This window comes from Mesorhizobium sp. URHB0026 (genome assembly GCF_054059755.1).
The window spans coordinates 3211696-3225153 of record NZ_JBSSCN010000001.1 but is presented as its reverse complement, the minus strand read 5'-3'; the positions used below and the strand labels follow the sequence as shown (position 1 = coordinate 3225153).

Genomic DNA, 13458 nt, shown 5'->3' with positions numbered 1-13458 from the left:
AGAGCTTCAGCCGGCCTGTTCGTGCGCCAGGGCCTGCCAGCCTATGTCGCGGCGGCAGAACCCGTCCGGCCAGTCGATGCGGTCGAGCGCGGCATAGGCCCGCGTCTGCGCCTCGCCGACCGTGGCACCGGTCGCGGTGACATTGAGGACGCGTCCGCCATTGGCGACCAGCGCGCCGCCATTGATGGCGGTACCGGCGTGGAATATCTGGACGCCTTCACCGGCGGCGTCCTCGACGCCGCGGATGACCGATCCTTTTTCCGGCATGCCGGGATAGCCCCGCGCCGCCATCACCACGGTCAGCGCCGCCTCGTCGCGCCAGCGTACCGACATATGCGCGAGCTGGCCATCGGTCGCGGCATTGAGCAGCACCAGCAGATCATCCCTGAGCCGCATCACCAGCACCTGGCATTCGGGATCGCCGAAGCGGGTGTTGTATTCGATCAGCTTCGGCCCGCTTTCCGTAATCATCAGTCCGGCGAACAGAATGCCGGCGAAAGGCGCGCCAAGCTCGGCCATGCCGCGCATCGTCGGCTCGATGATCTCGCGCATGGTGCGCTCGATCATGTCAGGCGTCATTACCGGGGCCGGCGAATAGGCGCCCATGCCGCCGGTGTTGGGACCGACGTCGCCGTCACCGACGCGCTTGTGGTCCTGCGCGGTGCCGAAGGGAAGCGCCGTGGTGCCGTCGCAGAGACAGAAGAAACTCGCCTCCTCGCCGGTCATGAATTCCTCGATCACCACCTCCGCGCCGGCGGCGCCGAAGGACCCGTCGAAGCAGGACGCGAGGGCCGCCTGTGCCTCCTCCATCGTCATGGCGACGGTGACACCCTTGCCGGCTGCGAGCCCGTCGGCCTTGATGACGATCGGCGCGCCTGTCTTCTCGACATAGGCCTTAGCCGAGGCCAGGTCGCCGAACCGGCCATAGGCGGCGGTCGGAATGTTGTACCGGGCGCAGAGGTCCTTGGTGAAGCCCTTCGAGCCTTCGAGCCGCGCGGCGGCCTTCGAAGGCCCGAAGACGCGGATGTTTTCGGCGCGCAGATCATCGGTGATGCCGGCGACGAGCGGGCCTTCCGGGCCGACCACGACGAGATCGATTTTTTTCTCCCGGCAGAAGGCAACGACCGCGGCGTGGTCGGTGATATCAAGCTTAATCAGTTCGGCCTCGCTGCCGATGCCCGGATTGCCGGGGGTCGCGTAGAGCTTGGTCAGCAGCGGCGAAGCGGCGATCTTCCAGGCCAGCGCATGTTCGCGGCCGCCGGAGCCGAGAAGAAGAACGTTCATGGCCACCTCTTGATGCCGCCTATCCCATAGAGAGAACAACCCGCTATTGCTCTCTGGGCGACGGGTCAAGGCATCAAGGTGGATTGCGCACGGGAACGTTATCCCTGTCGAATAGGGGCGCCGGCCACCGCCGCCCCTATTCCGGCGCTGGTTCAGCCCTGAAAGACCACCGGAAACCAATCCTCGCGCAACTTCTGTCCCGGCTGCATGCCATGGCCGGGATAGGGCGGCGAGGTGCGGCCCGGTCGCTCGACATAATGGGCATCATCGCCGACCCAGCGCAGCGACAACGCCCGGCGCCGGGCCGCGGTCATGTTGCCGCGCGCGCCGTGTGCCGTCCTGAAGTCGAACAGGATGGCGTCGCCCGGCTCCATCTCCCATTCGATGACTTTCATCGACGGATCAGTGTCGGGATCGGGCACCGGGCGGTAATCGCCCTCGGCGGCGTAAAAATCGCCATCGTCCAGCCAGCGTACCGGCAGGATCATCTTGTCCCATTTGTGCGAGCCGGCGATCAGGCGCAGCGTCGCTTCCTTCACCGGATCGATGGGGATCCAGAAGCTCACCGTCTGCTGGCCGTCGACGAAATAATAGGGGATGTCCTGGTGCCACGGCGTCGGCTTCTGCGTACCGGGCTCCTTTACCAGGACATGGTCGTGGAAGAACTGCGCGGTGCGCGACTGCATCACCGCGGCCGCCAGTCGCGCCGCCGGAGAATTGCGCACGACATCGACGAATTCAGGGATGCGTTCCCAGTTGCAGTAGTCGTCGAAGAAGCTGCCCTTGCCGCCAGCGATGTCGGACGCGGTGGCGCTGCGGCTCCGCATGTTGCGCTCGATGCCGGCGGCAATTGCGTCGACCCAGCCCTTGAAGGCTCCGCGGATGCAGACCGCGCCGTCACGCTGATAGTCGGCAATTGTCCGCGCATCGACGATTTCGGAGTCGATTGGCTGTGCGGCGGTTTGGGGAGCCATGGTGTCCTCCTCTCAGGATCGAGGGCACTATCGCAATGCCCTCTCATTCAGTAAAATAATAACTTCTCATCTGACACATAGGTTCTGGCTATGAGCCTTACCCTCACGCAACTCCGCTATCTCATCGCCGTCGCACGCCATGGCAGCGTCACCGGCGCGGCGCGGGCGATCAACATTTCACAGCCGTCGATTTCAGTGGCCATCGACGCCATCGAAAGGGATTTCGGCCAGAAGCTGTTCGTACGCCAGCGGGGAAGCGGCGTCTCGCTGACCTCCTTTGGCCGTGTCGCGGTAGCGAAGGCAAAGCAGGTTCTTGCCGAGACCGACGAACTGATGAGCCTGGGTTCGGGCAATTCAGCCATCGGTGGCGAGCTGGTGCTCGGCTGCTTCGAGGATCTGGCGCCCTATTTCGCGCCGGGCCTCATCCGCGCCTTCTCCGAACGCCATCCAGCGGTCGCGGTCGTCGTCCGTGACGAGACGTTCGAGACGCTCGGGCGACGCCTGGCGGACGCCGCCGTCGATCTCGGCCTCAGCTACGATCTCGGCCTGCCGTCGCATTTCGCCCGCATCCTGTTGCACGAGCTTCGGCCGCATGCGCTGCTGCCGGCGGGCCATGCACTGGCGGGCCGCCCCGAGGTCAGCCTGGCGGATCTGGCCGGCTATCCGCTGATCACGACCGACCAGCCGCATAGCTGGCAGCATATGCTCGACCTGTTCCGCGGCCGTGGCCTGTCGCCGGTGGCCGACATGCGCACAAGTTCGTTCGAACTCCAGCGCAGCATGGTGGCCAACGGCTTCGGCGTCGCGGTCAGCTATACCCGCCCGCATGGCGACTACAGCTATGACGGCTTGCGCCTCGTCTGCAAACCGCTGTCGGATCCGCTGCCCATGCAGCGCATCATTCTCACCCACGACACGCATCAGCGCGTGTCGAATGCGGCGCTGGCTTTCATCGCGGTGGCGAAAGTCTGGTTTTCCACACGCGACATCTTCGTGTCGTGACCGTTGGCCGCCGCCGCTCCTCCGCTTGCCGCTCCTCCGCTTGCCGCTTGCCGCTTGACGGTTTCCGCCGCTGCTGCCACTCCATGCGAATGGAACCTGTCCAGTCGAAAGCGGCCCAGGGTCGCGTCGCCGATGCGCCGACCCGCCATTGGGTCTATCGCGTGCTGCCGCGCGCCATCTGGCCCTATGCGCAGCTGGCGCGGTGGGACAGGCCGATCGGCTGGCAGTTGCTTTTGTGGCCATGCTGGTGGTCGGCCGCACTGGCGGCGAGCGCCTATCCGCGCCCAGGCGACCGGCTGCTCTCGCTACTGCCGGCGCCCTTGTACCTTGTGCTCTTCCTGATTGGAGCCATCGCCATGCGTGGCGCCGGGTGCACCTATAACGACATTGTCGACCAAGACATCGATAGCCAGGTCGAACGCACCCGCTCACGCCCGCTGCCGTCCGGCCAGACCACGCGCCGGCGGGCCTGGCTGTTTCTTGTCCTGCAGGCCCTGGTCGGTCTGGCGGTTCTCTTACAGTTCAACAGCTTTGCCATTCTGCTCGGCGTCTGTTCGCTGGGGATCGTCGCCGTCTATCCATTCATGAAGCGGATAAGCAACTGGCCGCAACTGTTTCTAGGCCTCGCCTTTTCCTGGGGCGCGCTGATGGGGTGGGCGGTCGAGTTCGGTGATCTCGATGGACCCGCCATCATGCTCTATATCGGTTCGATCCTGTGGGTGATCGGCTACGACACGATCTATGCCCACCAGGACAAGGAAGACGACGCCATTGTCGGCGTGCGTTCGACCGCGCGGCTGTTCGGCGACAACACCAAGACATGGCTCGCAGGCCTTTATGGCGGTACGCTGATCTGCTTCGCCATCGCCTTCGCCTCGGCGCAGGCGCCGGTGGTGGCACTGGCGGGATTGATCGCCGCCGGCGCCCACATGGCCCGGCAGATCGCGGTTCTGGATATCGACGATCCAGACCAGTGCCTGCGGCTGTTTCGGTCGAATAACCAGGTCGGCTGGCTAATCTTCCTCGGCCTGATCGGCGGCGCATTGTGGGTGGCCCTGAAGCCGCTGGTGTAGTCTTCCTTCTCCCCGTCTCTATACGGGGAGAAGAAGGCTAGTCTCTGGAAATGATCTCCTCGCCGCCGATCACCAGCCTGAGACCGAGGTCACCGGCTCTGCGGCGGGCAAGGAAACGGGGGCGGCGCATATTGGAAACGCGGCCCTTGCGGCGCCCCTGCGGCGGCAGCGTCTTGATCGCGGCGCCCAGCGATTCTTCCAGGGTGCGGGCGACGCCATCGGATTCGATGAGCAGCATCGGCAGACGGTAGGCGTCGGCCCAGGCGCGCCAGTCGGCGGCGACGTCTTCGAGATCGTCGGCCACCAGCAGCGGCACCGACAGCATCGGATCGTTGTGCAGGAGTTCCAGGGTCACCGTGACATTGCCTTCCGGATCCTCCATCGCACGGGCGGCGACGCCGCGAAATGCATTGGCGGGCAGCACGATGATCGCCGGCAGCCCGCTCATCTCGAGCAGGCGGCGGATCACGGCGCCGCGCTGGTCGATCGTGAAGGTTACGTCGCCATAATCGTCGCGTGTGGCATAGCTCACCACCTGCGGCAGGCGGAATGGGTCGAGACGCATGTTGCGTCCCGCCCAGACTGGCTTCAGTCCAGTGTTCACGTTCATAGAGCGCCTTCCTGTCTGTCTCCTGAGAGCCGGTGTCCGGTTCTCTCCGGGCCAGTTTTCCCGGCCTCGTTATGGGGAAACAGTAGCGCCGGCTCCTTACCGCCGCGCTTAAGAAAGTCGGTTAAATTTTGCTGATCTCAGGGATGGTTATCGGAATGCCACCAGCAACAAGATGCTGAAAGGATCAGATAACCTTACCAGGATTCATGATGCCGGCCGGATCGAAGGCAGCCTTGACCCGGCGCATCAGATCGATGGCCATGGGCGGCGCGGTGGCGATCAGTTCGTCGCGCTTCAACTGACCGATGCCGTGCTCGGCCGAGATCGAACCGTGCAGGCTGCGCACCACGTCATGCACGGCCTTGTTCATGGCATGGTAGAGCGCCAGGAACGCTTCGTCGTCGCCGTCGACGGGCCGTGAAATGTTATAATGGAGATTGCCGTCTCCCATATGGCCGAAGCAGACCACGCGGGCACCGGCGCTCACTGACGCCACCGCGCCGGCGGCCTCCACGATGAAGCGCGGTATCGATGCGATCGGCACTGAAATGTCGTGCTTGATCGAAGCGCCTTCCGGCTTCTGTGCCTCGGGCAACAGCTCGCGAAAATCCCAGAAGGCATCGCCCTGCCCGAGGCTGGCGGCGATGACCGCATCGCCGACGAATTCCTGCTCGAGACCCGCCGAAAGCACATCCTCGATCAGCGCCCGAGAATCCTCCGCTGAGCGGCCGGACGATATCTGCATCAGCACGTACCAGGGCCAGTCTCCGGCCAGCGGCCGCACGACGCCCTGGGCGTGCGCAAGGGTAAAGTCATACGGGCGGTTGCCGATCAGTTCGAAGGCCGTGAGCGCGGCTCCGGCGCGGTCCATGGCCAGGCTGAACAGGGAAAGGGCGGCGTCCGGCGACGACAGGCCGACGAAGGCGACATCCCTTCCCTTCGGCTTCGGGAACAGTTTGAGCACGGCGGCGGTGATGACACCGAGCGTGCCTTCGGCGCCGACGAACAGGTTCTTCAGGTCGTAGCCGGTGTTGTCCTTCTTCAGTTTGCGCAAATCATCGAACACCTCGCCGGTCGGCAGCACCACCTCGACGCCGAAGCACAGTTCGCGCGCATTGCCATAGGCCAGCACGCCGGTGCCGCCGGCATTGGACGACAGGTTGCCGCCGATCTGGCAGGAGCCTTGCGCGGCGAGCGACAGCGGAAACAGCCGGTCGGCGGCATCGGCCGCTTCCTGCAAGGTCTGCAGGATGACACCGGCCTCGACCGTGACCGTATTGGACAGTACATCGATCTCGCGGATGCGGTTCAGTCGCGACAGCGACAGGACGATCTCGCGGCCGGATCTGTCCGGCACCTGCGCGCCGACCAGCCCGGTGTTGCCACTTTGCGGCACGATCGGCGTTCCGGTCTCTGTCGCCAGCCGCATGATCCGGCTGACCTCGTCGACGCTGCCCGGCCGCAGCACCAGGGACGTCGCGCCATGCCAGAGGCCGCGCCGCTCGATCAGATAAGGCGCGATATCCTGCTGGTCGCGCAGCGCATATTTGTCGCCGACGATCGCCGCGAAACGATCGACGAGAGCGGGATCGAGTGTCTTTGCGGTTTCGGTCATCTGGGAAAACTACGTTGTGGGCCGCGCGTTGTCACGAGGAGCGGCGGCACGGGAGAGCCGGTCGTTGATGGCCTCGCCGAGCCCGTCAAAGGGAATTGGCTCGACGGCGATAATCCGCGCGCCGCTGCGATCGAGATCCTGCATGTAGGCAAAGAGATTGCTTGCCGCTTCACGCAGGTCAGCTGACAGGGAGAGGTTGAGGAAAGCGGTTGCGCCGCGCCAGCCTTCCGCGCGCTGGTCGCCGAAGGCAAGCAACGCTTCTCCTTCACCAACCGTGCCGGCATTGAGCCGAACAGCCGCGCCCGGTGCGTAGTGGGAGGCAAGCATGCCCGGCGCCTCGATGCCGGCAATGCCGCCGCGCTGCAGCTCCATGCGGATGGCCGCCTCGATCTCGTCGGCGGCAATGCCGCCGGGCCGAAGCAGGCGCAATCTTTTGCCTTCGGCCTTGACGATGGTCGATTCCAGGCCGACCGGCGTGGCGCCGCCATCGACCACCAGTTTGATGCGCGCGCCTAAATCCGCAGCCACCGCTTGCGCTGTCGTCGCGCTGATCTTGCCGGATGAGTTGGCGCTGGGCGCGGCAAGCGGTCGGCCAAGCCTGGCGATCAGGTCGCCGCCAAAACCCCTCGGCATGCGCACGGCGATCGTGTCGAGCCCGGCCGTGACCAGCGGATGAATGCCATTGCCGGGGCGCTGCGGCAGCACCAGCGTCAGCGGACCCGGCCAGAAGGCAAGCGCGAGCTTCCTAGACAGCGGATCGAACGAGGCGATGCGCTCGGCCATCGCCATGTCGGCGACATGGGCGATCAGCGGATTGAAACGCGGCCGCCCCTTGGCTTCGAAAATGCGCGCCACGCCAATGCCGTTGGTGGCATCGCCGGCCAGCCCGTAGACGGTTTCCGTCGGGATGGCGACGACATCGCCGCCCAGGAGCAGCGCCAACGCCGGTTCCATCGCTTCGCCGACGGCAAGTATCTCAGCCACTCTCGTCACCTCGCGGATGCCGGCTGCGTAATACGACGGGGCCGCCGGGGCAAGCGGGCATCGGCAATTCATCAATCCCTAAAATGCTATCTTTCCACGAAAGCCGGCATCAATCGCCAAGTACTATCATGCGGCTTCTGGGCAATGGGGAGCTATGTCGGTGTCTGTTCGTATTTGGGGAGCGCTTGCCATCATTTTGGCCTCAATGGGTGGCGAGGCTCAGGCCTCGTCGCTGGTCTTTCCCGGTGCACCGGCCGCGACACCCTCCATCCTTGCGCTGAAGGCGGCCGACGGCAAGGCGAGCGACGTTGTGTCCGTCATTGCGCTTGGCGAGCCTGACGTCACCTACGAGAAAGTCGCGGCAATCCCGGACAAGACCGAGGCGACGCACTCCTTCGCGCAGAGCCCGATGATCATCAGGGGTGGCGTCGTCGGCGGCGCTTTCTCGACACCCGTGCAGGCCAAAGCGCCGGCCGCGGCAACGGCCCCAGCCACCCCAACCGCCCCTGCGACGGCGACAGCCTCGGCAGCCCCCGCGCCGGCAGCGCACGGGAAAGCAGCGGCACCGGCGGCAGCCGTGCAGCCACCGCCAGCCCACCAGCCTGCTTCGGGAGCCGGCAAGGTCAAATAGCGATCTCGCCAACCGGGCGGGCAAAATGCTCGGCGGCTTGACGGCGGTCTGGCGCCCTGCGCACGATTGTCCGGCGAATTTCGTCTAGAGTATCTCGCTGGCGGCTCTGCGCCTCAATTTCACCAAGCGGCTCCGGCGGACGCAATTGCATTGTTCAAGGCAAAGGGGGTTGCTCATGAAAAATTCGAAGACCGTTACGGTGGCTGGGTTTCTGCTGGCGTCATTGCTTGGGGGCGTGGCCCAAGCGGAGGACATGCTGGGATCCTATGTCGCGCGCATTTCCGATCGCGATCACCAGGCGAGCGACGGCTATGCGCTAAATGGCGCCGCGCAGATGGTGCGGCAAGACCGCGCCAACTGGCACAAATTCCATCGCCGCGACGGCGACGACGAGAGCGACGCCTGGTTCAGGACCAACGACCAGCGCGCCGACCTGCAGCGCATGTTGGAGCGCCCCGGCGCGATGAGTTCCTCGACCAAGCGCGCCATCGTCAATGGCGAGCCGCTGATCCAGGTCGACGTTTATGAAAACAGCGTGCGCGTCAGCATTCTGGAAAACTGATCAAATCAATTTGGGAAGACGGCGGAAGGGCGGCGCGAAAGCGCCGCCCTTGAGAACCTGTCACCCGAAAAATCAGGCTGCTTCTTCCTTGTCGTCGTCGTCTTCGTCAGACTCTTCGCCGTCTTCGTCGTCGCCTTCTTCGTTATCGCCATCTTCGTCAGACAGATCAGCGGCCTCGACCGTGGTGGCAGCAGCGGCATGATCGAGGGCGGTTTCGGAAGCGAATTCAAGCGGCTCGGCAGGAGCCGAGGTTTTTTCTGTCACTTCGATTTCGTGATCGGAATTCATGGAAGCCCTGTGTTGGAGTAGGGAACACGCCCCTTTTGCCACGGAGAGATCATCGTCATATGACTGTAAGCCGGCTCGAGGGGCCGGCCGGAACATATTTTTCCAGCGGCCCGCGGCCCCTTTATCCCGGCATGATCTTGTCCGAAAATCGGTGCCGACTTTTCGGCAAAGTGCTTCTTAACCAGCGATTTTCGAGAAATCCGCGACCTGACCGGTAGCCGTGCGAATGCGCGCGAGCAGCGCCAGTCGGTTGGCACGCACGGACAGGTCCTCATCATTCACGAGAACATGCTCAAAGAATGAATCAACGGGTTCACGCAACACGCTAAGCGCCAGCATGGCAGCCGAAAAGTCTTGGTTTTGAATCGCTTCGCCGGCTTGCTTCTCGGCCTGATTCACCGCGGCAAACAGCGACTTCTCCGCATCTTGCCGGAACAACGCCGGCTCAACGGCTTCGGCGACCGCCGTTTTCTTCTTCTCCTCGGCCGCCAGAATGTTGGCAGCACGCTTGGTGCCGGCGAGCAGGTTTTTGCCGTCCTCGGTGTCAAGGAAAGAGCCAAGCGCCTCGACGCGGCGCACGATCTGCAGGAGGTCGTCGGACTGAGGCGTGATCACCGCGTCGATGAGGTCATGGCGCGCGCCCTGGTCGCGGAGGTAGACTTTCAGGCGGTCGTGGAAGAAGGCGAGGAGGTCTCGATCCACGGACTTCCCGTCGCCGACTTGCCCGCCCCCGTGCGCATGGTCGCCGCCTGACTCGGCTTGCTCCCTGGCTTGCCTTTTATCAATCTGGTCAACAGTGGTCTTTCGATGGTTGGCCATGGTGGAAAGAAGCGATAGCCGCGTTCCATTCTCCAGAGCCAGCCTCACCATCCCAAGCGCGGCTCTGCGCAATGCGTAGGGGTCCTTCGACCCAGTCGGCTTTTCATCGATGATCCAGAAACCAACCAGCGTATCAAGCTTGTCGGCGAGCGCCACGGCGACCGACACTGGATCGCTCGGCACATAATCGGACGGCCCTTGCGGCTTGTAGTGCTCCTCGACGGCCGCGGCCACGGATGGATGCTCGCGCTGCAGCAGCGCATATTTGCGGCCCATCGCGCCCTGCAATTCGGGAAACTCGCCGACGACTTCAGTGGTGAGATCGGCCTTGGCGAGAACCGCCGCACGGCCCGCGAGCGTGGGGTCTGCGCCAACGACCGCCGCCAATTCCTCCGCCAATCGCTTGATGCGCTCCACCCGCTCGCCCTGCGTGCCAAGCTTGGCGTGGAAGGTCACATTGAGATGGTCGAGGCGGGCCATGCGCTGGTCTAGCGGCTTCTTCAGATCGAGGCCGAATTTTTCGGCGGATGCCCGGAGCTGGTCGAGATCGGGCAGGTCGCCCTGGTCGGTCGTCCAGAAATAAAGCGCGTCGGACAGGCGGGCGCGCACCACTTTGCCGTTGCCGTGGGCGATCTCCTTGCCGCCGTCCTTCGCCTCGATGTTGGCGGTGAGGATGAAGCGGTTGGAGAGCGCCTCGCTTTCCCCCTGCGGCCGCGTGACAAAGCATTTCTGGTTGGCGCGGATCGTCAGGCGGATCACCTCGGCTGGAATGGCAAGGAATGCCTCTTCGAACTCGCCCATCAGCACGACGGGCCATTCGACCAGTCCCGACACTTCCTCAAGCAAGCCCTCGTCCTCGACCAGGTCGAGCCCGTTGGCGAAGGCGAGGTTGCGGGCGTCGGCGAGGATGATCTCCTTGCGACGGTCGGCGTCGAGCACGACCTTGCCCGCCTCGAGCTTGCCCACATAATCGTCGAAGCGGCGCACGGTGATTTCGCCGGGCGCGAGGAAACGGTGGCCGTAGGTGATGTTGCCCGAACGGATGCCGTCGATCTCGAAATCGACCACCACCGGCTCCTCGGTCTCGGGGCCGAAGGTGCATAGAATCGATTGCAGCGGCCGCACCCAGCGCAGCGAGCCCGGCTTGGCCGAAGCTGGTCCCCAGCGCATCGACTTCGGCCACGGAAAATTCCGAATGATGTCAGGCACCAGTCCGGCGATGATCTCTTCGGCCGCCCTGCCCGGCTTGGAAATATGGGCGACGTAGAAGTCGCCTTTCTTCGGGTCGGAATGGACGTGCGCCTCGGCGATCGAAGACAGGCCGGCCTTGCGCAGGAAGCCTTGGACGGCCTGTTCTGGCGCCGATGTCGACGGCCCCTTGATATCCTCGTGAATGTCTTTCGAGCGTGCGGTGAGCCCGCGTATATCCAGCGTCAGGCGCCGCGGCGTCCAATACTCACGCGCGGCCTCATAGGTGAGACCCGCCTCGACCAGACCGTCGGTCAGCATCTTCTTCAAATCGCCCGCCGCCTTGCGCTGCATGCGGGCAGGAATTTCCTCGGAACGAAGTTCAAGAAGCAGGTCAGGCATCGGGGTCAGCTCATGCGGGAGAGTGGTCCGCGCGGGGCATAGCAACTCGGCTGGCCGCTGTCACCCTTTCCATAAATTTCAATAGGCCTGTCGGGACGAGCCGAACCCGCCCGTCCTTGGATCAAAGATTTCCATGAACCGAAGGCTGCGCTGAAGCGACCCACGCTCAGGCAGGGGACTATTGGCTGAACGACGATGAAAACGGCATCCAGACTTCTTCAGATCCTTGCGCTCAGCGCCTGCTTCACCGCGCAGGCCCACGGCGCCTTCTCGATGCCGGGCGTGCGGCAGGCGCTAAGGACAATGGCTGGTCCGAGCGGCCAGATCCTGCCGCCGATCAGTGCTTCCCTCGAAATGATCGAGGACGCTTGAGGCTCAGGCCGCCAACCCACCCGCCGGCGTCTTCAAGAACGCCTCGCCGCAGGCCTTCGCCAAATTGCGCACCCGCAGGATGTAGCTCTGGCGCTCGGTGACGGAGATCACGCCACGCGCGTCCAGCAAATTGAAGACATGGCTGGCCTTGATGCACTGGTCATAGGCCGGGAAGACCATCTTGTGCATCGGCAGATTGTCGTTCGACGCCGGCGCGCCGGCCTCGAGCAGCGCCTTGCACTCGGCCTCGGCGTCCTCGAAATGCCTGAGCAGCATCGCCGTGTTGGCGTATTCGAAATTGTGGCGCGAATATTCCTGCTCGGCCTGCAGGAAAACATCGCCATAGGTTACCTTGTCGGCGCCCTCGCGGCCGTTGAAGTTGAGTTCGTAGACATTGTCGACGCCCTGCACATACATGGCCAAGCGCTCCAGGCCGTAGGTGAGTTCACCCGCCACCGGCGCGCATTCGATGCCGCAGACCTGTTGGAAATAGGTAAACTGCGAGACTTCCATGCCGTCGCACCAGCATTCCCAGCCAAGGCCCCAGGCGCCCAACGTCGGGCTTTCCCAGTCGTCCTCGACGAAGCGTATGTCGTGCAACAGAGGATCGACGCCGATCGCCGCAAGCGAGCCGAGGTAAAGCTCCTGCAGGTTCGATGGATTGGGCTTCAGGATCACCTGGTACTGGTAGTAATGCTGCAGCCGGTTGGGATTCTCGCCATAGCGGCCGTCCTTGGGACGGCGCGAAGGCTGGACGTAGGCGGCGTTCCAGCCTTTGGGCCCTAGCGCGCGCAACGTCGTTGCCGGGTGAAAGGTGCCGGCGCCGACCTCCATGTCATAAGGCTGGAGAATGACGCAGCCATATGCCGCCCAGTAATTGTGCAAAGTGAGGATCAGCCCCTGGAACGAGCGGCTGGGATGCATATGGGCTGGGATTTCAATCGTCACGGTGGCCTCGGCGACACAGGCTAGCTTGTGGCCACGTCCTAGAGACACGGTGGCGAAGCGTCAAGCAAGCGCGTCCTATGCGGCCCGCCGTGAGCATGCCGGGCGATGTTGAGGATTTTGCGAGCGACTGGCCCATTGCCCGCCGCCACGGTCCGCGATCCAATTCGACGAAGCGTCCCTTCCAAGCACAGCAGGTTCAGCCATGTCCAGCCCGATCAGCATCCGCCCCCTCACGCCCCTGGATTTCGACCGATGGCTGCCGCTGGACGGCTACAACGCGTTCTACGGCCGTTCGGGCGAGACGGCGCTGGCAAGCGAGATCACCGCAATGACGTGGTCGCGCTTCTTCGACGCCTACGAGCCTGTCCATGCGCTGGTCGCGGAAAACGAAGGCGAGTTGCTTGGCCTCGTCCACTACCTGTTCCACCGCAGCACGACGGCGATCGCCCCGAACTGCTATCTGCAGGATCTTTTCACCAACGAATCGTCGCGCGGCAAAGGCGTCGGCCGTGCGCTGATCGAAGGCGTCTACGAGCGCGCCCAGGCGGCCGGTTCCGGCCGAGTATACTGGCTGACGCATGAAACCAATCACACGGCGATGAAGCTTTATGACAAGGTCGGCGAACGCTCTGGCTTCGTCGTCTATCGAAAGATGTTCTGAGCGCGTCGGCAGGCGTTTTAAGCGGACGGATATCAAACGAAAACG

General features: G+C 63.8%; 14 protein-coding genes. 6 read left to right on the top strand and 8 right to left on the bottom strand.

What is annotated here, in order from left to right:
• Positions 1-6 precede the first annotated feature (6 nt).
• Positions 7-1284 (bottom strand): phosphoribosylamine--glycine ligase, encoded by a 1278-nt coding sequence (purD, locus tag ACVWWD_RS15790; protein ID WP_352548387.1) that lies wholly within the window; start codon positions 1282-1284, stop codon positions 7-9.
• Between the two features lie 152 nt (positions 1285-1436).
• Positions 1437-2258, bottom strand: a complete 822-nt coding sequence (locus ACVWWD_RS15785; RefSeq protein WP_352548385.1) for a phytanoyl-CoA dioxygenase family protein — start codon at positions 2256-2258, stop codon at positions 1437-1439.
• A 90-nt stretch (positions 2259-2348) separates the two neighbouring features.
• Here ACVWWD_RS15785 and ACVWWD_RS15780 point away from each other — a divergent pair, with 90 nt between their 5' ends.
• Both ACVWWD_RS15780 and ubiA read left to right on the top strand, forming a co-directional pair.
• Entirely contained in the window at positions 2349-3260 is a 912-nt protein-coding gene (locus ACVWWD_RS15780; RefSeq protein ID WP_023772948.1) for a LysR family transcriptional regulator, read from the top strand.
• An 89-nt stretch (positions 3261-3349) separates the two neighbouring features.
• Positions 3350-4333: a 4-hydroxybenzoate octaprenyltransferase gene (gene ubiA / locus ACVWWD_RS15775; RefSeq protein ID WP_352548382.1), complete on the top strand. Its 984-nt coding sequence runs from the start codon at positions 3350-3352 to the stop codon at positions 4331-4333.
• Positions 4334-4370: 37 nt separating this feature from the next.
• Here the strand turns inward: ubiA and ACVWWD_RS15770 are convergent, their stop codons facing one another.
• From ACVWWD_RS15770 to ACVWWD_RS15760, 3 genes are all read right to left on the bottom strand, one after another.
• The gene (locus ACVWWD_RS15770) at positions 4371-4937 is read right to left on the bottom strand and encodes a DUF6101 family protein (RefSeq protein WP_023772950.1); all 567 of its coding nucleotides are present in this window, start codon (positions 4935-4937) and stop codon (positions 4371-4373) included.
• A 190-nt stretch (positions 4938-5127) separates the two neighbouring features.
• Positions 5128-6558, bottom strand: a complete 1431-nt coding sequence (locus ACVWWD_RS15765) for an FAD-binding oxidoreductase (RefSeq protein ID WP_352548380.1) — start codon at positions 6556-6558, stop codon at positions 5128-5130.
• A gap of 9 nt (positions 6559-6567) precedes the next feature.
• Complete coding sequence (locus ACVWWD_RS15760) at positions 6568-7542, bottom strand: L-threonylcarbamoyladenylate synthase (RefSeq protein WP_457103177.1); 975 nt, start codon at positions 7540-7542, stop codon at positions 6568-6570.
• 154 nt (positions 7543-7696) lie between these two features.
• Here ACVWWD_RS15760 and ACVWWD_RS15755 point away from each other — a divergent pair, with 154 nt between their 5' ends.
• Positions 7697-8173, top strand: a complete 477-nt coding sequence (locus ACVWWD_RS15755) for a hypothetical protein (protein WP_352576448.1) — start codon at positions 7697-7699, stop codon at positions 8171-8173.
• 175 nt (positions 8174-8348) lie between these two features.
• Positions 8349-8735 carry a hypothetical protein gene (locus ACVWWD_RS15750; RefSeq protein ID WP_023772954.1) on the top strand — a complete coding sequence of 129 codons (387 nt, stop codon included), beginning with the start codon at positions 8349-8351 and terminating at the stop codon, positions 8733-8735.
• A gap of 72 nt (positions 8736-8807) precedes the next feature.
• Here ACVWWD_RS15750 and ACVWWD_RS15745 read toward each other — a convergent pair whose 3' ends face one another.
• On the bottom strand, positions 8808-9023 hold the full coding sequence (locus ACVWWD_RS15745; RefSeq protein ID WP_352548373.1) for an ATPase: 216 nt from the start codon (positions 9021-9023) through the stop codon (positions 8808-8810).
• A 177-nt stretch (positions 9024-9200) separates the two neighbouring features.
• Complete coding sequence (glyS, locus tag ACVWWD_RS15740) at positions 9201-11432, bottom strand: glycine--tRNA ligase subunit beta (protein WP_352548371.1); 2232 nt, start codon at positions 11430-11432, stop codon at positions 9201-9203.
• Positions 11433-11627: 195 nt separating this feature from the next.
• Between glyS and ACVWWD_RS15735 the strand changes: the two genes are divergently transcribed.
• Positions 11628-11804, top strand: coding sequence for a hypothetical protein (locus tag ACVWWD_RS15735; RefSeq protein WP_023772957.1), 177 nt, complete (start codon positions 11628-11630; stop codon positions 11802-11804).
• A gap of 3 nt (positions 11805-11807) precedes the next feature.
• Here ACVWWD_RS15735 and ACVWWD_RS15730 read toward each other — a convergent pair whose 3' ends face one another.
• The gene (locus tag ACVWWD_RS15730) at positions 11808-12752 is read right to left on the bottom strand and encodes a glycine--tRNA ligase subunit alpha (protein WP_352548369.1); all 945 of its coding nucleotides are present in this window, start codon (positions 12750-12752) and stop codon (positions 11808-11810) included.
• Positions 12753-12954: 202 nt separating this feature from the next.
• Between ACVWWD_RS15730 and ACVWWD_RS15725 the strand changes: the two genes are divergently transcribed.
• The gene (locus tag ACVWWD_RS15725) at positions 12955-13413 is read left to right on the top strand and encodes a GNAT family N-acetyltransferase (protein ID WP_352548367.1); all 459 of its coding nucleotides are present in this window, start codon (positions 12955-12957) and stop codon (positions 13411-13413) included.
• Positions 13414-13458 lie beyond the last annotated feature (45 nt).

Bases quoted from the DNA above. Each gene is read 5' to 3' on its own strand.
- purD (WP_352548387.1), bottom strand. From the start codon at position 1,284: ATGAACGTTCTTCTTCTCGGCTCCGGCGGCCGCGAACATGCGCTGGCC.
- ubiA (WP_352548382.1), top strand. From the start codon at position 3,350: ATGGAACCTGTCCAGTCGAAAGCGGCCCAGGGTCGCGTCGCCGATGCG.
- ACVWWD_RS15750 (WP_023772954.1), top strand. From the start codon at position 8,349: ATGAAAAATTCGAAGACCGTTACGGTGGCTGGGTTTCTGCTGGCGTCA.
- ACVWWD_RS15765 (WP_352548380.1), bottom strand. From the start codon at position 6,558: ATGACCGAAACCGCAAAGACACTCGATCCCGCTCTCGTCGATCGTTTC.
- ACVWWD_RS15755 (WP_352576448.1), top strand. From the start codon at position 7,697: ATGTCGGTGTCTGTTCGTATTTGGGGAGCGCTTGCCATCATTTTGGCC.
- ACVWWD_RS15780 (WP_023772948.1), top strand. From the start codon at position 2,349: ATGAGCCTTACCCTCACGCAACTCCGCTATCTCATCGCCGTCGCACGC.
- ACVWWD_RS15745 (WP_352548373.1), bottom strand. From the start codon at position 9,023: ATGAATTCCGATCACGAAATCGAAGTGACAGAAAAAACCTCGGCTCCT.
- ACVWWD_RS15725 (WP_352548367.1), top strand. From the start codon at position 12,955: ATGTCCAGCCCGATCAGCATCCGCCCCCTCACGCCCCTGGATTTCGAC.
- ACVWWD_RS15785 (WP_352548385.1), bottom strand. From the start codon at position 2,258: ATGGCTCCCCAAACCGCCGCACAGCCAATCGACTCCGAAATCGTCGAT.
- ACVWWD_RS15735 (WP_023772957.1), top strand. From the start codon at position 11,628: ATGAAAACGGCATCCAGACTTCTTCAGATCCTTGCGCTCAGCGCCTGC.
- glyS (WP_352548371.1), bottom strand. From the start codon at position 11,432: ATGCCTGACCTGCTTCTTGAACTTCGTTCCGAGGAAATTCCTGCCCGC.